The organism is Escherichia sp. WS568 (assembly GCF_046486085.1).
GTDB lineage: Bacteria > Pseudomonadota > Gammaproteobacteria > Enterobacterales > Enterobacteriaceae > Escherichia > Escherichia coli.
In genome coordinates, this window is record NZ_JBJQMC010000030.1 from 1 (window position 1) to 20,334 (window position 20,334).

At 49.8% G+C, this 20,334-nt stretch carries 22 protein-coding genes and 2 pseudogenes; 18 read left to right on the plus strand and 6 right to left on the minus strand.

Annotated features, from left to right (window positions below):
• Positions 1-110 precede the first annotated feature (110 nt).
• Positions 111-2,333 (plus strand): annotated as a pseudogene (locus ACJHWR_RS22700) (autotransporter outer membrane beta-barrel domain-containing protein); the annotation flags it as partial.
• A gap of 85 nt (positions 2,334-2,418) precedes the next feature.
• Positions 2,419-3,042, plus strand: coding sequence for a hydrogen peroxide resistance inhibitor IprA (iprA, locus tag ACJHWR_RS22705; RefSeq protein ID WP_001295817.1), 624 nt, complete (start codon positions 2,419-2,421; stop codon positions 3,040-3,042).
• Here iprA and ampH read toward each other — a convergent pair whose 3' ends face one another.
• The gene (ampH, locus tag ACJHWR_RS22710) at positions 3,043-4,200 is read right to left on the minus strand and encodes a D-alanyl-D-alanine-carboxypeptidase/endopeptidase AmpH (RefSeq protein WP_000830741.1); all 1,158 of its coding nucleotides are present in this window, start codon (positions 4,198-4,200) and stop codon (positions 3,043-3,045) included.
• Positions 4,201-4,551: 351 nt separating this feature from the next.
• Between ampH and sbmA the strand changes: the two genes are divergently transcribed.
• Both sbmA and yaiW read left to right on the plus strand, forming a co-directional pair.
• Complete coding sequence (sbmA, locus tag ACJHWR_RS22715; RefSeq protein WP_001308435.1) at positions 4,552-5,772, plus strand: peptide antibiotic transporter SbmA; 1,221 nt, start codon at positions 4,552-4,554, stop codon at positions 5,770-5,772.
• A gap of 12 nt (positions 5,773-5,784) precedes the next feature.
• Complete coding sequence (yaiW, locus tag ACJHWR_RS22720) at positions 5,785-6,879, plus strand: surface-exposed outer membrane lipoprotein YaiW (protein WP_000092047.1); 1,095 nt, start codon at positions 5,785-5,787, stop codon at positions 6,877-6,879.
• Between the two features lie 57 nt (positions 6,880-6,936).
• On the opposite strand, the gene ACJHWR_RS22725 is transcribed toward yaiW, so the two are convergent.
• On the minus strand, positions 6,937-7,245 hold the full coding sequence (locus ACJHWR_RS22725; protein ID WP_000763151.1) for a YaiY family protein: 309 nt from the start codon (positions 7,243-7,245) through the stop codon (positions 6,937-6,939).
• A gap of 259 nt (positions 7,246-7,504) precedes the next feature.
• Between ACJHWR_RS22725 and ACJHWR_RS22730 the strand changes: the two genes are divergently transcribed.
• On the plus strand, positions 7,505-7,717 hold the full coding sequence (locus ACJHWR_RS22730) for a DUF2754 domain-containing protein (RefSeq protein WP_001295334.1): 213 nt from the start codon (positions 7,505-7,507) through the stop codon (positions 7,715-7,717).
• A gap of 23 nt (positions 7,718-7,740) precedes the next feature.
• On the opposite strand, the gene ddlA is transcribed toward ACJHWR_RS22730, so the two are convergent.
• On the minus strand, positions 7,741-8,835 hold the full coding sequence (gene ddlA / locus ACJHWR_RS22735) for a D-alanine--D-alanine ligase (protein WP_000413677.1): 1,095 nt from the start codon (positions 8,833-8,835) through the stop codon (positions 7,741-7,743).
• 77 nt (positions 8,836-8,912) lie between these two features.
• Here ddlA and ACJHWR_RS22740 point away from each other — a divergent pair, with 77 nt between their 5' ends.
• From ACJHWR_RS22740 to adrA, 5 genes are all read left to right on the plus strand, one after another.
• On the plus strand, positions 8,913-9,116 hold the full coding sequence (locus tag ACJHWR_RS22740) for a hypothetical protein (RefSeq protein ID WP_001317654.1): 204 nt from the start codon (positions 8,913-8,915) through the stop codon (positions 9,114-9,116).
• Between the two features lie 181 nt (positions 9,117-9,297).
• The gene (gene iraP / locus ACJHWR_RS22745) at positions 9,298-9,558 is read left to right on the plus strand and encodes an anti-adapter protein IraP (protein ID WP_000792975.1); all 261 of its coding nucleotides are present in this window, start codon (positions 9,298-9,300) and stop codon (positions 9,556-9,558) included.
• 99 nt (positions 9,559-9,657) lie between these two features.
• On the plus strand, positions 9,658-11,073 hold the full coding sequence (gene phoA, locus ACJHWR_RS22750; protein ID WP_000814385.1) for an alkaline phosphatase: 1,416 nt from the start codon (positions 9,658-9,660) through the stop codon (positions 11,071-11,073).
• 118 nt (positions 11,074-11,191) lie between these two features.
• Positions 11,192-11,512 (plus strand): phosphate starvation-inducible protein PsiF, encoded by a 321-nt coding sequence (gene psiF, locus ACJHWR_RS22755; protein ID WP_001295332.1) that lies wholly within the window; start codon positions 11,192-11,194, stop codon positions 11,510-11,512.
• Between the two features lie 101 nt (positions 11,513-11,613).
• Complete coding sequence (adrA, locus tag ACJHWR_RS22760; RefSeq protein ID WP_000484048.1) at positions 11,614-12,729, plus strand: diguanylate cyclase AdrA; 1,116 nt, start codon at positions 11,614-11,616, stop codon at positions 12,727-12,729.
• Positions 12,730-12,745: 16 nt separating this feature from the next.
• On the opposite strand, the gene proC is transcribed toward adrA, so the two are convergent.
• The gene (gene proC, locus ACJHWR_RS22765) at positions 12,746-13,555 is read right to left on the minus strand and encodes a pyrroline-5-carboxylate reductase (RefSeq protein WP_001304841.1); all 810 of its coding nucleotides are present in this window, start codon (positions 13,553-13,555) and stop codon (positions 12,746-12,748) included.
• Positions 13,556-13,674: 119 nt separating this feature from the next.
• Here proC and ACJHWR_RS22770 point away from each other — a divergent pair, with 119 nt between their 5' ends.
• The 7 genes and pseudogenes from ACJHWR_RS22770 to ACJHWR_RS22800 all read left to right on the plus strand — a co-directional run bounded on the left by ACJHWR_RS22770 (position 13,675) and on the right by ACJHWR_RS22800 (position 16,938).
• Positions 13,675-14,133 carry a YaiI/YqxD family protein gene (locus ACJHWR_RS22770; protein ID WP_000158159.1) on the plus strand — a complete coding sequence of 153 codons (459 nt, stop codon included), beginning with the start codon at positions 13,675-13,677 and terminating at the stop codon, positions 14,131-14,133.
• A gap of 182 nt (positions 14,134-14,315) precedes the next feature.
• Positions 14,316-14,840 carry a shikimate kinase AroL gene (gene aroL, locus ACJHWR_RS22775; RefSeq protein WP_000193393.1) on the plus strand — a complete coding sequence of 175 codons (525 nt, stop codon included), beginning with the start codon at positions 14,316-14,318 and terminating at the stop codon, positions 14,838-14,840.
• A 49-nt stretch (positions 14,841-14,889) separates the two neighbouring features.
• Complete coding sequence (gene yaiA / locus ACJHWR_RS22780) at positions 14,890-15,081, plus strand: protein YaiA (RefSeq protein ID WP_001142439.1); 192 nt, start codon at positions 14,890-14,892, stop codon at positions 15,079-15,081.
• 257 nt (positions 15,082-15,338) lie between these two features.
• A complete protein-coding gene (locus ACJHWR_RS22785; RefSeq protein ID WP_001276417.1) occupies positions 15,339-16,016 on the plus strand; it encodes an AroM family protein in 678 nt (225 codons plus the stop codon).
• Positions 16,017-16,087: 71 nt separating this feature from the next.
• Positions 16,088-16,372, plus strand: coding sequence for a pyrimidine/purine nucleoside phosphorylase (ppnP, locus tag ACJHWR_RS22790; RefSeq protein WP_000941942.1), 285 nt, complete (start codon positions 16,088-16,090; stop codon positions 16,370-16,372).
• Between the two features lie 147 nt (positions 16,373-16,519).
• Positions 16,520-16,858, plus strand: a pseudogene (locus ACJHWR_RS22795) (DUF2773 domain-containing protein); the annotation flags it as partial.
• A complete protein-coding gene (locus ACJHWR_RS22800; RefSeq protein WP_122991693.1) occupies positions 16,855-16,938 on the plus strand; it encodes a hypothetical protein in 84 nt (27 codons plus the stop codon). The pseudogene ACJHWR_RS22795 and the gene ACJHWR_RS22800, both read left to right, overlap by 4 nt.
• 77 nt (positions 16,939-17,015) lie before the next feature.
• Here ACJHWR_RS22800 and rdgC read toward each other — a convergent pair whose 3' ends face one another.
• On the minus strand, positions 17,016-17,927 hold the full coding sequence (gene rdgC / locus ACJHWR_RS22805) for a recombination-associated protein RdgC (RefSeq protein ID WP_001366457.1): 912 nt from the start codon (positions 17,925-17,927) through the stop codon (positions 17,016-17,018).
• Positions 17,928-18,051: 124 nt separating this feature from the next.
• Here rdgC and mak point away from each other — a divergent pair, with 124 nt between their 5' ends.
• On the plus strand, positions 18,052-18,960 hold the full coding sequence (gene mak / locus ACJHWR_RS22810) for a fructokinase (protein WP_001219310.1): 909 nt from the start codon (positions 18,052-18,054) through the stop codon (positions 18,958-18,960).
• Between the two features lie 139 nt (positions 18,961-19,099).
• Here the strand turns inward: mak and araJ are convergent, their stop codons facing one another.
• Positions 19,100-20,284 (minus strand): MFS transporter AraJ, encoded by a 1,185-nt coding sequence (araJ, locus tag ACJHWR_RS22815; RefSeq protein WP_023141598.1) that lies wholly within the window; start codon positions 20,282-20,284, stop codon positions 19,100-19,102.
• Positions 20,285-20,334 lie beyond the last annotated feature (50 nt).

Sequence of the window (20,334 nt, forward strand, 5' to 3'; positions counted from 1 at the left end):
GGTCCTAAGACATCAATCATCTGCTCTCCAATGACTAGTCTAAAAACTAGTATTAAGACTATCACTTATTTAAGTGATATTGGTTGTCTGGAGATTCAGGGGGCCAGTCTACTTACACTACAGAATCCCATACTTGGGATAACAATATTAATGTCTCTAACTCAACCGTAACCACCGGTTCAAATACCGTGTTGGAAAGTTCTGGTTATGGTCATTTCGGTAACTCTGGTGAGCCGAGTGATTATGCTGGTCCGGGTGACGTTGCATTGTCTTTCACTGACAGTACTTCAGACTATGCAATGAAGAACAATGTATATTTCAGCAATTCTACTCTGGTGGGTGATGTTGCGTTTACCAGCACCTGGAATGCTAATTTTGATCCAAGTGGTCATGATTCTAACGGTGACGGCGTAAAAGATACCAATGCTGGTTGGGTTGATGATAGCCTGAACGTTGATGAGCTGAATATTACTCTTGATAATGGAAGCAAGTGGGTTGGACAGGCTACATTCAATGCTGAAACCATTTCTCCAGACACAATGTATGATGTTGCAACTAACAGTTTGACCCCTGGTGGAACAGCTGAAGCTAATGGTTGGAATCGCATCATCGATAATAAAGTATTCCAGAGTGGTGTATTTAACGTAGCGTTGAACAACGGTTCTGAATGGGATACTACAGGTCGTTCCGTCGTTGATACCTTGACAGTTAATAATGCTTCTCAGGTTAATGTTTCGGAATCTAAATTAACTTCAGATACTATCGATTTAACTAACGGTTCTTCGCTGAACATTGGTGAAGATGGTTACGTTGATACCGATCATCTGACTATTAACTCCTACAGTACTGTTGCGTTGACCGAATCTACAGGTTGGGGTGCTGATTACAACCTGTACGCCAATACCATCACCGTAACTAACGGTGGTGTATTGGATGTGAACGTTGATCAGTTCGATACTGAAGCTTTCCGTACTGACAAACTGGAACTGACCAGCGGCAACATTGCTGACAATAATGGTAATGTAGTATCCGGTGTATTCGATATCCACAGCAGCGATTATGTTCTGAACGCTGACTTGGTGAACGACCGTACCTGGGATACTTCCAAGTCTAACTACGGCTACGGTATTGTTGCTATGAACTCTGATGGTCATCTGACTATCAATGGTAACGGCGACATGAACAACGGCGACGAACTGGATAACAGCTCTGTAGACAACGTTGTTGCTGCAACCGGTAACTATAAAGTTCGTATCGACAACGCAACTGGCGCTGGCGCAATCGCTGATTACAAAGATAAAGAAATTATCTACGTAAACGACGTCAACAGCAACGCGACCTTCTCTGCTGCTAACAAAGCTGACCTGGGTGCATACACCTATCAGGCTGAACAGCGTGGTAACACCGTTGTTCTGCAACAGATGGAGCTGACCGACTACGCTAACATGGCGCTGAGCATCCCGTCTGCGAACACCAATATCTGGAACCTGGAACAAGACACCGTTGGTACTCGTCTGACCAACTCTCGTCATGGCCTGGCTGATAACGGCGGCGCATGGGTAAGCTACTTCGGTGGTAACTTCAACGGCGACAACGGCACCATCAACTATGATCAGGATGTTAACGGCATCATGGTCGGTGTTGATACCAAAATTGACGGTAACAACGCTAAGTGGATCGTCGGTGCGGCTGCAGGCTTCGCTAAAGGTGACATGAATGACCGTTCTGGTCAGGTGGATCAAGACAGCCAGACTGCCTACATCTACTCTTCTGCTCACTTCGCGAACAACGTCTTTGTTGATGGTAGCTTGAGCTACTCTCACTTCAACAACGACCTGTCTGCAACCATGAGCAACGGTACTTATGTTGATGGTAGCACCAACTCCGACGCTTGGGGCTTCGGTTTGAAAGCCGGTTACGACTTCAAACTGGGTGATGCTGGTTACGTGACTCCTTACGGCAGCGTTTCTGGTCTGTTCCAGTCTGGTGATGACTACCAGCTGAGCAACAACATGAAAGTTGACGGTCAGTCTTACGACAGCATGCGTTATGAACTGGGTGTAGATGCAGGTTATACCTTCACCTACAGCGAAGACCAGGCTCTGACTCCGTACTTCAAACTGGCTTACGTTTACGACGACTCTAACAACCATAACGATGTGAACGGTGATTCCATCGATAACGGTACTGAAGGGTCTGCGGTACGTGTTGGTCTGGGTACTCAGTTCAGCTTCACCAAGAACTTCAGCGCCTATACCGATGCTAACTACCTCGGTGGTGGTGACGTAGATCAAGACTGGTCCGCGAACGTGGGTGTTAAATATACCTGGTAATATTCTTCACTCTGAAGAAATAGGTTATTTAATCTAAATAATGCCCGTCAAGGATTTGACGGGCATTACTGCAAAGGACGCGCAAATGTTATCTGTAGTTAAACCTCTTCAGGAATTTGGTAAGCTCGATAAATGTTTGTCCAGATATGGCACGCGCTTCGAGTTTAATAATGAAAAGCAAGTTATATTTTCAAGTGATGTCAATAGCGAAGATACTTTCGTTATTTTAGAGGGCGTTATCTCTCTGCGTAGAGAAGAAAACGTACTTATCGGTATTACCCAGGCTCCTTATATTATGGGGCTAGCTGATGGTTTAATGAAAAACGATATACCATACAAATTAATATCAGAAGGAAATTGTACGGGATATCATCTGCCAGCCAAACAAACCATCACCCTTATTGAACAAAATCAACTCTGGCGAGACGCTTTTTACTGGTTAGCCTGGCAAAATAGAATTCTGGAATTACGTGACGTACAGCTCATTGGGCATAATTCCTACGAACAAATCCGCGCAACGTTATTATCAATGATTGACTGGAATGAAGAATTACGCTCACGTATTGGTGTGATGAATTATATCCATCAACGTACACGCATATCGCGTTCTGTCGTCGCAGAAGTTCTCGCTGCTTTACGTAAAGGCGGCTATATCGAAATGAATAAAGGCAAACTGGTCGCTATCAACCGTTTGCCTTCAGAGTATTAATCAGGACGCGGGGATGACCAACGGTTTATTCCCGCTCAGTTCGGTCACCAGGTCATTGATGCCATCGCTCATATTTTTAAAGCGCGTCAATGGAGAACGAGTGACCACCACAAATGCGCCAATATTCTTCTGCGGGATCATCGCCATATAGGTAATGAAACCGCCACCACCGCCTGTCTTCTGAATAATCCCCGGACGACCCTCTTTCGGGGCCATATATACCCAGCCTAAACCAAGCGCATCCGCTTTGCCGGGGACATCCATGCCAATCACTTTCGTAAACTGCGCGCGCTGATAAATCAACGTCTGCATGCGATCTGCCTGATTACTGCGCTGATAAAAATCAGATGACAAATACTGCTGCATCCAGCGCATCATATCGCCAGGCGTGGAATAGACGCCGCCGCTGCCAATTGCCGCCAGCGTGTTATTGCATGGACTGGCACCGCGCTCTGCCACCATTAAACGGCGGCACTGATCCGGCGAGGGGGTGTAGGTGGTGTCTTTCATCCCCAATGGACGGGTAATCTGCTCTTCAAACAACTGGGTATAAGGCTTGCCGGACGCATTCGCCAGTGCATCTGCCAGCAGATCGAATGCGAGGTTGGAGTACGCGGCCTGGCTGCCCGGCGCGGCTTTTAGTTTGGCAGTGGAAAGGTATTTCCAGCGTTGCTCGCGCGTTGGCCAGACAAATACCGGACGATGTGCCGCGCCACCGGGCTGTTCACGGGGCAGGGCGCTGGTATGGGTTGCCAGATTCACCAGCGTAATGGGCGTCCCATTGTAGGTTGGCACGCGTGCGCCTGGCGGAGCATATTTACTTAGCGGATCGTTTAACTTCACGGTCCCCTGGTCGAGCAATTTCACCAGCATTTCACTGGTCATTAGCTTGGTGAGGGAAGCAATACGCACTACCGAATCCAGCTGCGGGCGAACGTTATTACCAGGTCGCGTTTCGCCATAACTGCGAAAGACGCGCTGGTTACCGTCGATAACAACCAGCGCCATCCCCGTGGCACCGCTGCCGTAAAAAATATGATCGGCATAACGATCGACAATATCAGAGGCGAACTCCGGTTCAGTGATCGGCTGCGCCGCATGGACGGAGGTCAATGACGCCGCACACAGCACGGCAGAAAAAAGCAGACTACGTTTCAACGGTGGTGTCCATAAATTGAATGAAGGTAACTGAGCGTATTTATACTACTCATTGATGGATTGCAAAGGGCGAATTAGTGCAATAATAGTGTTAAAAACGTAACGGCGCGTAAACACGATCTTTTTCCTGCTCACCAATGCCTGCATTTGTGATCCTGCGCGTGTTAATCCGCTTATGTAAACAATCTTTGGTTTGTGAAATCCGTCGAAACAATTCTTATGCTCAGGCTGGCGAACTAAGCGCCTTGCTATGGGTCACAATGGGCGGTTTCATTTGGCTGACGCTTTGTAGCGGTCATGCGGTTAATACACAGCAGTTGTTAAAACGATAAGAAGTTAGCAGGAGTGCATATGTTTAAGTCTTTTTTCCCAAAGCCGGGACCGTTTTTTCTCTCGGCCTTTGTTTGGGCATTGATTGCCGTTATCTTCTGGCAAGCCGGTGGGGGGGATTGGGTGGCGCGTATCACCGGAGCTTCCGGGCAGATCCCGATTAGCGCCGCGCGTTTCTGGTCGTTGGATTTCTTGATTTTTTACGCTTACTACATTGTTTGCGTAGGACTTTTTGCATTGTTCTGGTTTATCTACAGCCCGCATCGTTGGCAATACTGGTCAATACTCGGTACTGCACTGATCATCTTCGTCACCTGGTTTTTGGTGGAAGTCGGGGTCGCCGTCAACGCCTGGTATGCGCCGTTCTATGATCTGATTCAAACCGCGCTAAGTTCGCCGCATAAAGTCACCATCGAACAATTTTACCGCGAAGTGGGCGTCTTTCTGGGGATTGCGCTGATCGCGGTGGTGATCAGTGTGCTGAACAACTTCTTTGTCAGTCACTACGTGTTCCGCTGGCGTACGGCGATGAACGAATATTACATGGCGAACTGGCAACAACTGCGTCATATCGAAGGTGCCGCACAGCGTGTGCAGGAAGACACCATGCGTTTTGCTTCAACGCTGGAGAATATGGGCGTCAGCTTTATCAACGCTATCATGACGTTGATCGCCTTCCTGCCGGTGCTGGTAACGCTCTCCGCGCATGTGCCGGAGCTGCCGATTGTCGGGCACATTCCGTATGGTCTGGTGATTGCCGCTATCGTCTGGTCGCTGATGGGGACCGGATTACTGGCAGTGGTAGGGATCAAACTGCCGGGGCTGGAGTTTAAAAACCAGCGTGTAGAGGCTGCCTACCGTAAAGAGCTGGTTTATGGTGAAGACGATGCCACGCGCGCGACGCCGCCTACGGTACGCGAGCTGTTTAGCGCCGTACGGAAAAACTATTTCCGCCTCTATTTTCACTATATGTATTTCAACATCGCCCGCATTCTCTATTTGCAGGTCGATAACGTTTTCGGTTTGTTCTTGCTGTTTCCGTCAATTGTTGCCGGTACGATTACGCTCGGCCTGATGACGCAGATTACCAACGTTTTTGGTCAGGTTCGCGGAGCTTTCCAGTACCTGATTAACTCATGGACCACACTGGTTGAGTTGATGTCTATCTACAAACGTCTGCGCAGCTTTGAACATGAGCTGGATGGTGACAAAATTCAGGAAGTAACCCATACCTTGAGCTAAAAAGGAGAAGTAATGTCGCGCGTCAATCATCTATCTTCGCTGTCATTGTTGGCGGTTCTGGTTTTAGCGGGGTGTAGTAGTCAGGCTCCGCAACCGTTGAAAAAGGGCGAAAAAGCGATAGATGTGGCGAGCGTCGTGCGGCAGAAGATGCCTGCGAGCGTGAAAGACCGCGATGCCTGGGCGAAAGATCTCGCCACCACGTTTGAAAGTCAGGGGCTGGCACCGACGCTGGAAAACGTCTGCTCGGTGCTGGCGGTGGCGCAGCAGGAGTCAAATTATCAGGCAGATCCGGCCGTTCCGGGCTTAAGCAAGATCGCCTGGCAAGAGATTGACCGTCGTGCTGAACGGATGCACATTCCTGCTTTTCTGGTGCATACCGCGCTAAAAATCAAATCGCCAAACGGCAAAAGCTATAGCGAACGGTTAGATTCGGTGCGTACTGAAAAGCAATTGAGCGCGATTTTTGACGATCTGATCAGCATGGTGCCAATGGGGCAGACGTTGTTTGGTTCGCTTAATCCGGTGCGCACCGGTGGGCCGATGCAGGTCAGCATTGCCTTTGCCGAACAGCATACCAAAGGGTATCCGTGGAAAATGGACGGTACAGTCCGTCAGGAAGTCTTCAGTCGTCGCGGCGGGTTGTGGTTTGGTACTTACCATTTACTGAATTATCCCGCCAGCTATAGCGCGCCGATATACCGTTTTGCTGATTTTAACGCTGGCTGGTACGCCAGCCGTAATGCCGCGTTTCAGAACGCGGTCAGTAAGGTCAGCGGCGTGAAGCTGGCACTGGACGGTGATTTAATTCGTTACGACAGTAAAGAGCCCGGGAAAACCGAACTGGCAACGCGCAAACTGGCGGGAAAACTGGGGATGAGCGACAGTGAAATTCGCCGCCAGTTAGAGAAAGGGGACAGCTTCTCTTTTGAGGAGACGGCGCTGTACAAGAAAGTTTATCAACTTGCCGAAGCGAAAACGGGTAAATCACTACCCCGCGAAATGTTGCCTGGCATTCAACTGGAAAGCCCGAAAATCACCCGCAACCTGACTACGGCCTGGTTTGCGAAGCGCGTAGACGAACGGCGGGCGCGTTGTATGAAACAGTGATCAAACAGGAATGTCATGCCAGATAAAGCGTTTTAGGTCCTATCTGGCAAGTAAATCTTACTGGCGGCGATGTCGCCAGTGCAGCCATAACGCCACTACTGCAAAAATGAGGCAGCCTACTAAAAACGGGATCAGCCCGAAAATGGTGCCGACACCTAAACCAATTTCCACCCGTGGGCGACCTGTTTCCTGGACCTGCATTAAACGCTCATAGACGCCGGGCGCATGCACTAGCAGGTTCAGCAATTGCGCCCCAGCCCAAAAGCAAAACAGCACAAACAACGCATAGGCAATATTGCCAGGCGTTGAAGAGGCATTGCGATATTTTCCGCTAAACAGCGATTTTGACAGGGTGAAATCAGCCATAAAAACCTCCGGAAGTCATCTGCTTCTCTTCTGGTGTGATACCAGCGGCTTATGGCAAGTCTGACAGGTCATTAAGATTGTCAATATCAGAATCATGGTAAATTGATGTTGGGAATATTCCCGAAGCGTGAATCTTCGTCGTGAGTCACAAAATGACAACCTTAAGTTAAATTTATTAACAATTACGGAAATGTTGTCTACGCCACAGACGGATGTTGCAGAATATGCAAGGATGTTGTTTTTCGTTAACGGAGCTGCCATGAACTTGCCTGTAAAAATCCGCCGTGACTGGCACTACTATGCGTTCGCCATTGGCCTTATATTCATTCTTAATGGCGTGGTGGGTTTATTGGGATTTGAAGCAAAAGGTTGGCAGACCTATGCCGTCGGTCTGGTGACGTGGGTGATTAGTTTCTGGCTGGCGGGGCTGATTATTCGTCGTCGCGATGAAGAAACTGAAAACGCCCAATAAGAATATTACCGGGCGTTTGAATATTACATTGTGGTTTTCAGTGCGTTATCTGCAGCGTGACGCTCCAGCGCCAGCTCAATCAAACGCGTGATCAGGTCGGTGTAACCCAGACCGCTGGCTTGCCACAACTTCGGATACATACTGATGTTGGTGAAGCCAGGCAGGGTGTTGATCTCGTTGATCACCACTTCGTTCTCTGGGGTTAAAAACACGTCTACACGCGCCATGCCTGCGCATCCCAACGTTTGATAGGCCTGAACGGCAATCGCCCGGATCTTATCGTTGATTTCTGGCGCAATGGCTGCCGGAACAACCACTTTCGCGCCATCTTCGTCAATGTACTTGGTGTCGTAGGCATAGAAATCGCTGGTGAGTACGATCTCGCCACAGGTGCTGGCTTGCGGATTGTCGTTGCCCAGAACTGCGCATTCGATCTCACGACCTTTGATCCCTTGCTCAACGATCACTTTATGGTCGAACTCGAACGCCAGATCGACGGCAATTGCGTACTGTTCTTCACTGGTTACTTTGCTGACACCAACAGAAGAGCCCTGATTAGCCGGTTTTACAAACAGCGGTAACCCCAGTTTAGACTCCACTTCGGCAAAACTGATGTTGTGACGATTAGCGCGCGTCAGGGTAATAAATGGCGCAATGTTCAGCCCGGCATCGCGCAGCAGACGTTTGGTGACATCTTTATCCATACAGGCCGCTGAAGCCAGAACATCAGAACCTACAAACGGTAAATTGGCGACCCGCAGCATTCCCTGCAAGGAACCATCTTCGCCCAGCGTACCGTGGACAATCGGGAAAATGACATCCACCGTCGGCAACGGCTGACCGTTTTGCGCGTCGATAAGCTGATGTTCATGTTTACCAGGCACCTGCGCAAGGCTGGTCGCCGAAGGGCGCAACGCAATATGGGCAGGATCGTCTGCATTTAGCAGATAATTGCTGGCATCGCTGACGTGCCATTGCCCTTGTTTATCAATGCCCAGCAGCACAACGTCGAAGCGACTTTTATCAATGGCATCGACAATGTTTTTTGCCGATTGCAGAGACACTTCATGTTCCGCTGATTTACCACCAAAAACGATTCCTACCCGCAGTTTTTCCATCTTAAAAACCTATCCCGTCTAACACAAAGTGCATACATTACCACGACAAAACGGGGGATTCGCGGCCTTCTGACAGAATGTTGCAATCTTCTGCTGACAAAGCGTGCAACGTACTGGTGAAGAAAGTGCGTTATCTCAATGATGTGCGCAAGATCACAAAAATGATGAACGGGAAGCTAATTTATTCCTGGCTTGTATGGCCATGCAGTGAGTTTTTTTCTCTTAATTATAAGTTAACGAAGAGAATATATTTCATAACTTTTATTTATAATAAAGGTTGATAATTAAAAGCCTATATTTTGTGTGGGTAATTATTAAAATAAGAGAAACGTTTCGCTGGTAATCAAACAAAAAATATTTGCGCAAAGTATTTCCTTTGTCATAAAAATAATACTTCCAGACACTATGAAGTTGTGAAACATAATGTTAACTTCTCCATACTTTGGATAAGGAAATACAGACATGAAAAATCTCATTGCTGAGTTGTTATTTAAGCTTGCCCAAAAAGAAGAAGAGTCGAAAGAACTGTGTGCGCAGGTAGAAGCTTTGGAGATTATCGTCACTGCAATGCTTCGCAATATGGCGCAAAATGACCAACAGAGGTTGATTGATCAGGTAGAGGGGGCGCTGTACGAGGTAAAGCCCGATGCCAGCATTCCTGACGACGATACGGAGCTGCTGCGCAATTATGTAAAGAAGTTATTGAAGCATCCTCGTCAGTAAAAAGTTAATCTTTTCAACAGCTGTCATAAAGCTGTCACGGCCGAGACTTATAGTCGCTTTGTTTTTATTTTTAATGTATTTGTACATGGAGAAAATAAAGTGAAACAAAGCACTATTGCACTGGCACTCTTACCGTTACTGTTTTCCCCTGTGACAAAAGCCCGGACACCAGAAATGCCTGTTCTGGAAAACCGGGCTGCTCAGGGCGATATTACTGCGCCCGGCGGTGCTCGCCGCTTAACGGGTGATCAGACCGCCGCTCTGCGTGATTCTCTTAGCGATAAACCTGCAAAAAATATTATTTTGCTGATTGGCGATGGGATGGGGGACTCGGAAATTACTGCCGCACGCAATTATGCCGAAGGTGCGGGCGGCTTTTTTAAAGGTATCGATGCCTTACCGCTTACCGGGCAATACACTCACTATGCGCTGAATAAAAAAACCGGCAAACCGGACTACGTCACCGACTCGGCTGCATCAGCAACCGCCTGGTCAACTGGTGTCAAAACCTATAACGGCGCGCTGGGCATCGATATTCACGAAAAAGATCACCCAACGATTCTGGAAATGGCAAAAGCCGCAGGTCTGGCGACCGGTAACGTTTCTACCGCAGAGTTGCAGGATGCCACGCCCGCTGCGCTGGTGGCGCATGTGACCTCGCGCAAATGCTACGGTCCGAGCGCGACCAGTGAAAAATGTCCGGGTAACGCTCTGGAAAAAGGCGGAAAAGGATCGATTACCGAACAGCTGCTTAACGCCCGTGCCGATGTTACGCTTGGCGGCGGCGCAAAAACCTTTGCTGAAACGGCAACCGCCGGTGAATGGCAGGGAAAAACGCTGCGTGAACAGGCACAGGCGCGTGGTTATCAGTTGGTGAGTGATGCTGCCTCACTGAATTCGGTGACGGAAGCGAATCAGCAAAAACCCCTATTAGGACTGTTTGCTGACGGCAATATGCCAGTGCGCTGGCTAGGACCGAAAGCAACGTACCACGGCAATATCGACAAGCCCGCAGTTACCTGTACGCCTAATCCGCAACGTAATGACAGCGTACCGACCCTGGCGCAGATGACCGACAAAGCCATTGAATTGTTGAGTAAAAATGAGAAAGGCTTTTTCCTGCAAGTTGAAGGTGCATCAATCGATAAACAGGATCACGCTGCGAATCCTTGTGGGCAAATTGGCGAGACGGTCGATCTCGATGAAGCCGTACAACGTGCGCTGGAATTCGCTAAAAAGGATGGCAACACGCTGGTCATAGTCACCGCTGATCACGCCCACGCCAGCCAGATTGTCGCGCCGGACACCAAAGCGCCGGGCCTCACCCAGGCGCTAAATACCAAAGATGGCGCAGTGATGGTGATGAGTTACGGGAACTCCGAAGAGGATTCACAAGAACATACCGGCAGTCAGTTGCGTATTGCAGCGTATGGCCCACATGCCGCCAATGTCGTTGGACTGACCGACCAGACCGATCTCTTCTACACCATGAAAGCCGCCCTGGGGCTGAAATAAAACCGCGCCCGGCGGTGAATTTTCGCTGTCGGGTGGTTTTTTTGCTGTTAGCAACCAGACTTAATGGCAGATCACGGGCGCAAACGCTCATGGTTAAAACATGAAGAGGGATGGTGCTATGAAAATAACATTACTGGTTACCTTGCTTTTCGGACTGGTTTTTTTAACCACCGTCGGCGCTGCCGAGAGAACCTTAACCCCGCAACAACAGCGTATGACCTCCTGTAATCAGCAGGCGACGGCGCAGGCGTTGAAAGGGGATGCTCGTAAGACCTACATGAGTGATTGCCTGAAGAACAGCAAGTCTGCGCCTGGTGAAAAAAGTTTGACGCCACAGCAGCAAAAGATGCGCGAATGTAATAATCAAGCAACGCAACAATCTCTGAAAGGTGATGATCGTAATAAGTTTATGAGCGCCTGCCTCAAGAAAGCCGCCTGATACCTGATAGTGCTAACGGGTGAGCTACGAAAATGGCTCACCCGAAATTTCATACTTCTGCCTTTAGCCCCGTCTCTATAATTTGGGAAAATTGTTTCTGAATGTTCCCAAAAATAATGAATGATGAAAACTTTTTCAAAAAAGCGGCGGCGCATGGGGAGGAACCTCCTTTAACTCCTCAAAACGAACATCAGCGATCCGGGCTGCGCTTCGCTCGTCGCGTCAGACTACCCCGCGCGGTTGGCCTGGCTGGCATGTTCTTACCGATTGCTTCAACGCTGGTTTCGCACCCGCCGCCGGGCTGGTGGTGGCTGGTGTTGGTCGGCTGGGCGTTCGTCTGGCCGCATTTAGCCTGGCAGATAGCGAGCAGGGCCGTCGATCCGCTTAGCCGGGAAATTTACAACTTAAAAACCGATGCAGTATTAGCGGGAATGTGGGTAGGCGTAATGGGCGTAAACGTGCTGCCTTCCACCGCGATGTTGATGATTATGTGTCTGAATTTGATGGGGGCAGGCGGCCCCCGTCTGTTTGTCGCGGGTCTGGTGTTGATGGTGGTTTCCTGCCTTGTCACCCTCGAACTGACGGGCATCACCGTGTCGTTCAATAGTGCGCCGCTGGAATGGTGGCTCTCCCTTCCCATTATCGTCATTTATCCTCTGCTGTTTGGCTGGGTCAGCTACCAGACGGCGACTAAACTGGCGGAACACAAACGCAGGTTGCAGGTCATGAGTACCCGCGACGGTATGACGGGCGTGTATAACCGACGTCATTGGGAAACTATGTTACGCAATGAATTTGATAACTGTCGGCGGCATAACCGCGATGCGACATTACTGATTATCGATATCGACCATTTCAAGAGCATCAACGATACCTGGGGCCATGATGTGGGCGATGAAGCGATTGTGGCGCTTACCCGACAGTTACAAATAACCCTGCGCGGTAGCGATGTGATTGGTCGGTTTGGCGGCGATGAGTTTGCGGTAATCATGTCCGGTACGCCAGCTGAGAGCGCCATTACCGCCATGTTACGAGTGCATGAAGGGCTAAATACATTACGTCTGCCGAATACGCCACAGGTAACTTTACGGATTAGTGTGGGGGTTGCGCCGCTGAACCCACAAATGAGTCACTATCGTGAGTGGTTGAAATCGGCAGATTTGGCGCTTTACAAAGCAAAGAAAGCCGGACGTAACCGCACCGAAGTGGCGGCCTGACGTCCGGCAAAAGTCATCAGGATTTACTGAGTTTTTCTGATTTTTCCATACACTTCGTCATCGCTTCGATCACTGCGGCACGGAAGCCTTTCTCTTCCAGTACGCGTACCGCCTCAATGGTGGTGCCTCCCGGTGAGCAGACCATATCTTTCAGTGCCCCTGGATGTTCTCCCGTTTCCAGCACCATTTTTGCGGAACCCATTACCGCCTGAGCGGCAAATTTATACGCCTGGGCGCGTGGCATCCCGCCCAGCACGGCGGCGTCGGCCATCGCTTCGATAAACATAAAGACGTAGGCTGGCGAAGAACCGCTCACACCGACCACCGGGTGGATCATCGGCTCGGCAATTACTTCCGCTTCGCCAAAGCAGCGGAAAATATTCAGCACATCAGCGGTATCTTCTGGGGTTACCAGCGCGTTTGGCGTTACGGAGGTCATCCCGGCATTAACCAGCGCGGGAGTGTTCGGCATGGCGCGGATAATTTTCCGGTCATGGCCCAGCGCGCGGGCAAGCTGGTCGAGTGTGATACCTGCAGCAATAGAAACGACCAGAGAGTCTTTATTCAGGCTGGAGGTGATTTCGCTAAGCACTTTAATCATGATGCCAGGTTTAACGGCGGCAAAAATGATGTCGGCGATTTGCGCTACTTCTTGCGCCGATTCTGCGGCGTTGATGCCGAACTGGTCATGCAGGGCGGCGACTTTATCCGGGGAGGGGGTATATACCCAGATTTGCCCTGGAAGCACCTGACCGCTGGCAATCAGACCGCCGAGAATGGCTTTTCCCATATTGCCGCAGCCAATAAAACCGATTTTCTTTTCCATTGCCTCACTCCTGCCGTGAAATTCATTGTTTTGATAATCGCTGGCAGAAGCATAAACAGAACTATGCCGGAAGGCAAAAGCGCGACACAATAGAGGATTACCCAACAAAGGATGACTTTATGACAATTTGGGTGGATGCCGACGCGTGTCCCAATGTAATTAAAGAGATTTTGTATCGCGCGGCGGAACGTATGCAGATGCCGCTGGTACTGGTAGCAAACCAGAGTTTACGCGTGCCGCCATCGCGATTTATTCGTACGCTGCGCGTCGCGGCAGGTTTCGACGTTGCCGATAACGAAATTGTCCGGCAGTGTGAAGCGGGCGATTTGGTGATCACCGCAGATATACCTTTGGCTGCTGAAGCCATCGAGAAAGGCGCGGCGGCGCTTAATCCTCGCGGCGAACGTTACACACCAGCGACCATTCGTGAGCGCCTGACGATGCGCGATTTTATGGATACCTTACGCGCCAGTGGGATCCAGACCGGGGGACCAGATAGCCTTTCACAACGTGACCGCCAGGCCTTTGCCGCGGAGCTGGAGAAGTGGTGGCTGGAAGTGCAACGTAGTCGTGGCTAAATGTAATTTATTATTTACACTTCATTCTTGAAAATTTATTGGTATAGTAAGGGATGTATTAAAATTTTCACTTTAAGTGGAATTTTTTCTTTACAATCGAAATTGTACTAGTTTGATGGTATGATCGCTATTCTCATGACACCGGCTTTCGCCGCATTGCGACCTATTGGGGAAAACCCACGATGACACAACCTCTTTTTCTGATCGGGCCTCGGGGCTGTGGTAAAACAACGGTCGGAATGGCCCTTGCCGATTCGCTTAACCGTCGATTTGTCGATACCGACCAGTGGTTGCAATCACAGCTCAATATGACGGTCGCGGAGATCGTCGAAAGGGAAGAGTGGGCGGGATTCCGCGCCAGAGAAACGGCGGCGTTGGAAGCGGTAACTGCGCCATCCACCGTTATCGCCACGGGCGGCGGCATTATCCTGACGGAATTTAATCGTCACTTTATGCAAAATAACGGGATCGTGGTTTATTTGTGTGCGCCAGTATCAGTCCTGGTTAACCGACTGCAAGCTGCACCGGAAGAAGATTTACGGCCAACCTTAACGGGGAAACCGCTGAGCGAAGAAGTTCAGGAAGTGCTGGAAGAACGCGATGCGCTATATCGCGAAGTTGCGCATATTATCATCGACGCAACAAACGAACCCAGCCAGGTGATTTCTGAAATTCGCAGCGCCCTGGCACAGACGATCAATTGTTGATTTTCGAGCGCCTATACTTAACGTTCATCCCGTGAAATAAGGAAGAACGATGCCAACGAAACCGCCTTATCCTCGTGAAGCATATATAGTGACGATTGAAAAAGGAAAGCCAGGACAGACGGTAACCTGGTACCAACTCAGAGCCGATCATCCTAAACCAGACTCGTTGATCAGTGAACATCCGACCGCTCAGGAAGCGATGGATGCGAAAAAACGCTATGAGGACCCTGACAAAGAGTGACCGCATCAGACTGCTCGGAAGGGATTCTGAGTGCCACCACAAGGGATCTGCGTCACATTTTTCACAATTCATGTTTTTCAAATAATTAGAATATTAAACAATAACAATCCATTACTGGAATCATTTGGAATCTTTACATTATGCCGTGCAGGTCTGCTGCTACGCTTTTTGTCATTTGTAGCACAGGTAAGTGTCAGCAGTGGTGCTTAGCGCTTGCCCGGTAATTAACGACGAAATAAAAGTAAGGTGGAAGAACAATGAGTGCGTCGTTGGCGATCCTGACCATCGGCATTGTACCTATGCAGGAAGTTTTGCCGCTCCTGACAGAATACATTGACGAAGATAATATTTCCCATCATAGCCTGCTGGGGAAGTTAAGCCGCGAAGAAGTGATGGCGGAGTACGCGCCAGAAGCAGGTGAAGACACAATTCTCACATTATTAAATGACAACCAGCTGGCCCATGTTTCGCGTCGCAAAGTGGAACGAGACCTGCAAGGTGTGGTTGAAGTGCTCGATAATCAGGGTTATGACGTCATTTTATTAATGAGTACAGCAAACATTAGTAGTATGACTGCGCGTAATACGATCTTTCTTGAGCCGTCGCGAATATTGCCTCCGCTAGTTTCCTCTATTGTTGAAGATCATCAGGTGGGGGTTATCGTACCGGTTGAGGAGTTGCTGACCGTTCAGGCGCAAAAATGGCAAATTTTGCAGAAACCGCCAGTATTTTCATTGGGTAACCCCATTCATGATTCGGAACAAAAAATCATTGATGCCGGGAAAGAATTACTGGCAAAAGGTGCAGATGTCATCATGCTGGATTGTTTGGGATTTAACCAGCGTCATCGCGATTTACTGCAAAAACAGCTCGATGTTCCTGTCTTGCTCTCTAACGTATTGATTGCACGGCTGGCTGCGGAATTACTGGTGTAATTTTGCGTGACAGCCAGCGCCTCTGGCCCCTATAGTGAAGTAGATGTTCAACTACCAGACAGGGCCAGTTTATGCTTCAAAGTAATGAGTACTTTTCCGGCAAAGTGAAATCGATCGGCTTTTCCAGCAGCAGCACTGGTCGCGCCAGCGTGGGTGTTATGGTTGAAGGTGAATACACCTTCAGCACCGCTGAGCCTGAAGAGATGACGGTAATCAGTGGCGCGCTGAATGTGTTACTGCCTGACGCGACCGACTGGCAAGTGTATGAAGCCGGTTCGGTGTTTAATGTTCCCGGTCACAGCGAGTTTCATCTGCAAGTTGCCGAACCCACCTCTTATCTGTGCCGCTATCTGTAATTCCTCGCCTTCCCCTTGAACGGGAGGGCATTTTTCTGAAATGTCCTCTCTTTAACCCATAATAATATTTCCTTTGCTGGGATTTTTTCGATTTCCGATATATTCATAATTCATCAAGGTTGATATAAATATCAGCGAAGATCTCCAGATATTGTTGCGGAACTGGCGACGATAAAAGATAAATCAGATGATGAATGGTGGCGTGCATTGCTGCAAAGTCGCAATGTTCATTTGCGCCAAACGGCATTGCGCAACGCACATACCCCGGTGTTGTTAACGACATTGACTGAGTCTCAGGATCGGTCGCTGGCTATTAATAATCCACAGCTGGCTGCCGATGTGAAAACGGCGTGGCTAAAAGAGGAGCCATCATTACTTTTATTTGTCGATCAACCCGCTCTTTCGCAGTTACGGGATTTAGTGAAAATCGGGGCAACGCGGAAAATTCGCAGTGAAGCGCGTCACCGGCTTGAGGAAAAACAATGAAACAACGCCCCTGGAGCAAGTTACAGCGTAAAACGCATAATATTGCTGCGCTAAAAATTATTGCCCGCCGTAGCGAATGATTATATGCCTGGTGTGGATTCGTACGCCGGATAAGACGCCGCAGGCGTCGCATCCGGCATTAAAGGCAAATCAGCAATTAACGTTGTGCTTCGCCACCTAATCCTTCAATCAGGTTTTGAATTAACGCTGCCAGTTCACCAGTCATCAGGATGAAATCGGCATCAAAGCGCTGGGCGAAATCTTCACGGTCGATATCTTCGTTTTGATCGCGCAGCTCGTCGCAAAACTTCAGACGCTTGAGCGAACCATCGTCGCACATCACAAACTGAATGCGCTGCTGCCAGTCAAGCGCCAGTTTAGTCACCACTTTTCCGGCTTCAATGTGGTTGGTGATCTCTTCGCTGGTCAGATCTTGTTTCTTCGCGCGGATCACGCCGCCATCTTCCAGCAACGATTTCAGCTCGGCTTCATCAAGCAGCTGGAAACCCTGTGCCGTGCTGCCGGAACGTACCCATTCGGTCAGCGTCAGTTCAATCGGGTTTTCCATGCTCAATGGTACAACCGGTAACGACCCCAGGCTTTTACGCAACAGTGCCAGCGTATCTTCCGCTTTTTTGGCGCTGGCGCAGTCCACCATAATCAAACCGTTAACCGTGTCGATCCACATCATTGTCTGGCTAAAACGGCTGAAAGCACGCGGCAGCAGAGAGTGCAGCACTTCGTCTTTCAGCGAATCTTTTTCGGTTTTCTTCAGCTTACGCGCCTGTTCCGCTTCCAGTTTGGCGATTTTCGCTTCCAGCGCCTGTTTAATCACCGGAGACGGGAGGATTTTTTCTTCTTTGCGCGCGCAGATAACAATTTGACCATTGGCAACGTGCGTTAACGCATCGCTGTGCGATCCCATCGGAGGAACCCAGCCCATCTTCGCCATGTCCTGGCTGCCGCATGGGGTAAATGCCATTGAGGCTAGCTGTTTTTCCATCTCTTCTGCACGCAACGAAATCTCGCGGCTAAGACGGTAAACCATTAAATTTTTGAACCACAGCATGATAATTTCCACGGCCTTGTCGTTAAATTTAGCGGGCATGATAACGAATTGTCGGCGGCCTTGCATTGCCAATCCGGTTGTCCGTCTCTACGCTATTGATATTGAAAAAAATAAGGAGAGTACCGTGCGTATAGGTATCGATTTAGGCGGCACCAAAACTGAAGTGATTGCACTGGGCGATGCAGGGGAGCAGTTGTACCGCCATCGTCTGCCCACGCCGCGTGATGATTACCGGCAGACTATTGAAACGATCGCCACGTTGGTTGATATGGCGGAGCAGGCGACAGGGCAGCGCGGAACGGTAGGTATGGGCATTCCTGGTTCGATTTCGCCCTACACCGGTGTGGTGAAGAATGCCAATTCAACCTGGCTTAACGGTCAGCCATTCGATAAAGACTTAAGCGCGCGGTTGCAGCGGGAAGTGCGGCTGGCAAATGACGCCAACTGTCTGGCGGTTTCAGAAGCAGTAGATGGCGCGGCAGCGGGAGCACAGACGGTATTTGCCGTGATTATCGGCACGGGATGCGGCGCGGGCGTGGCATTCAATGGGCGGGCGCATATCGGCGGCAATGGCACGGCAGGCGAGTGGGGGCACAATCCGCTACCGTGGATGGACGAAGACGAACTGCGTTATCGCGAGGAAGTCCCTTGTTATTGCGGTAAACAAGGTTGTATTGAAACCTTTATTTCGGGCACGGGATTCGCGACGGATTATCATCGTTTGAGCGGACATGCGCTGAAAGGCAGTGAAATTATCCGCCTGGTTGAAGAAAGCGATCCGGTAGCGGAACTGGCATTGCGTCGCTACGAGCTGCGGCTGGCAAAATCGCTGGCACATGTCGTGAATATTCTCGATCCGGATGTGATTGTCCTGGGGGGCGGGATGAGCAATGTAGACCGTTTATATCAAACGGTTCCGCAGTTGATTAAACAATTTGTCTTCGGCGGCGAATGTGAAACGCCGGTGCGTAAGGCGAAGCACGGTGATTCCAGCGGCGTACGCGGCGCTGCGTGGTTATGGCCACAAGAGTAAAAAACCCAGGCAATTGGCGCATCATGCCTGATGCGACGCTTGCCGCGTCTTATCAGGCCTGCAAAATGTGCCGGAAACGCAGGCCGATAACGCGTTCATGCCGCATCCGGCAATAAGCAACGCGCAACGTGACAGTAATCTACCCCAGTGGTTTCGCCAGCACCGGACTATCCGCCGCTTGCTGGCGCTTATAGCGACCATACAGCAGCAACGACGACATCGCAGCAAACGAAAGCAGGGCGGCAGGCAGCGCCACGTAATTATATGCCAGCCCCAGCGTCAGCATCATACCACCGCAATATGCGCCGACGGCGCTACCGAGGTTAAACGCTATTTGCCCACCTGCGGCACCTAATAACTCTCCGCCTTTGGCGTTTTGCAGTAACAATATTTGCAGAGGTGCTGAAAGGGCAAATAATCCCGCGCAACAAATAAAAGCAAAAATAAGCGACGTTATTTTCATGCCGCCGCAGAAAAAGAGCATCAGCAGTGCCAGTACAATGATAAAGTCAGTCACTGCTGCAATGCGCAGTGGTGAATAACGTCCTGAAATTCGGCCACTTAGCACATTCCCCAGCACCATCCCTAGCCCCACTAACATCATAATAAAGGTCATCGCCGTTTCCGAAAAACCGGAAATAAACATCATGTATGGCTTTACGTAGCTGAACCAGGCAAATACACCTGCGTTGCCAAACATGGTGGCGGCGAAAATTAACCACGGGGCCGGGCTGCGTAAAAAGTGAAATTGTTCGCGCAGCTTTCCTTTCGCTTCGTCGCGAATATCCGGCACCCAAAAATAGACCGATGCCATCACCACAATATTAAAAACAGCGATCAATAAAAAGGTGTAACGCCAGCTAAATTCCTGACTTAAATACGTTCCCAGCGGAATGCCCAGCAAATTGGCGACTGTCATCCCGGAAACCATCCCCGCCACGGCGGCGGTGACTTTTCCGGGTTTGATAATTTTTGATAACACGATCGCGCCGACGCCAAAAAATGCGCCATGCGGAAAGCCGGATACCAGCCGACCAATGGCGAGCATCAGGTAAGACGAAGAGAGCGTGAACATGGCGTTGCCAATGACGCACAACGCCACCAGAAACAATAAGATATGTTTGAGTGAGTAGCGGCTGGAAAAGAGTGCGATGATTGGCGCACCGACCACCACCCCCAGCGCATAATACGAGATCATATGCCCGGCAGCAGGAATCGAAATTCCTACGTTATGCGCCAGCTCCGTGAGCACGCCCATAATGCCAAATTCGGCCATCCCCAAACCAAACGTGCCCAGAGCCAAAGATAAAATGACTTTTTTCATACCACCATCACAACCACCAGAACGGCTACTAATCACCGTAGCCAATAAAG

Coding starts and splice junctions, on each gene's coding strand:
- iprA (WP_001295817.1), top strand. CDS start 2,419: ATGTTATCTGTAGTTAAACCTCTTCAGGAATTTGGTAAGCTCGATAAA.
- sbmA (WP_001308435.1), top strand. CDS start 4,552: ATGTTTAAGTCTTTTTTCCCAAAGCCGGGACCGTTTTTTCTCTCGGCC.
- yaiW (WP_000092047.1), top strand. CDS start 5,785: ATGTCGCGCGTCAATCATCTATCTTCGCTGTCATTGTTGGCGGTTCTG.
- ACJHWR_RS22725 (WP_000763151.1), bottom strand. CDS start 7,245: ATGGCTGATTTCACCCTGTCAAAATCGCTGTTTAGCGGAAAATATCGC.
- ACJHWR_RS22730 (WP_001295334.1), top strand. CDS start 7,505: ATGAACTTGCCTGTAAAAATCCGCCGTGACTGGCACTACTATGCGTTC.
- ddlA (WP_000413677.1), bottom strand. CDS start 8,835: ATGGAAAAACTGCGGGTAGGAATCGTTTTTGGTGGTAAATCAGCGGAA.
- ACJHWR_RS22740 (WP_001317654.1), top strand. CDS start 8,913: ATGTTGCAATCTTCTGCTGACAAAGCGTGCAACGTACTGGTGAAGAAA.
- iraP (WP_000792975.1), top strand. CDS start 9,298: ATGAAAAATCTCATTGCTGAGTTGTTATTTAAGCTTGCCCAAAAAGAA.
- psiF (WP_001295332.1), top strand. CDS start 11,192: ATGAAAATAACATTACTGGTTACCTTGCTTTTCGGACTGGTTTTTTTA.
- adrA (WP_000484048.1), top strand. CDS start 11,614: ATGTTCCCAAAAATAATGAATGATGAAAACTTTTTCAAAAAAGCGGCG.
- proC (WP_001304841.1), bottom strand. CDS start 13,555: ATGGAAAAGAAAATCGGTTTTATTGGCTGCGGCAATATGGGAAAAGCC.
- ACJHWR_RS22770 (WP_000158159.1), top strand. CDS start 13,675: ATGACAATTTGGGTGGATGCCGACGCGTGTCCCAATGTAATTAAAGAG.
- aroL (WP_000193393.1), top strand. CDS start 14,316: ATGACACAACCTCTTTTTCTGATCGGGCCTCGGGGCTGTGGTAAAACA.
- yaiA (WP_001142439.1), top strand. CDS start 14,890: ATGCCAACGAAACCGCCTTATCCTCGTGAAGCATATATAGTGACGATT.
- ACJHWR_RS22785 (WP_001276417.1), top strand. CDS start 15,339: ATGAGTGCGTCGTTGGCGATCCTGACCATCGGCATTGTACCTATGCAG.
- ppnP (WP_000941942.1), top strand. CDS start 16,088: ATGCTTCAAAGTAATGAGTACTTTTCCGGCAAAGTGAAATCGATCGGC.
- ACJHWR_RS22800 (WP_122991693.1), top strand. CDS start 16,855: ATGAAACAACGCCCCTGGAGCAAGTTACAGCGTAAAACGCATAATATT.
- rdgC (WP_001366457.1), bottom strand. CDS start 17,927: ATGCTGTGGTTCAAAAATTTAATGGTTTACCGTCTTAGCCGCGAGATT.
- araJ (WP_023141598.1), bottom strand. CDS start 20,284: ATGAAAAAAGTCATTTTATCTTTGGCTCTGGGCACGTTTGGTTTGGGG.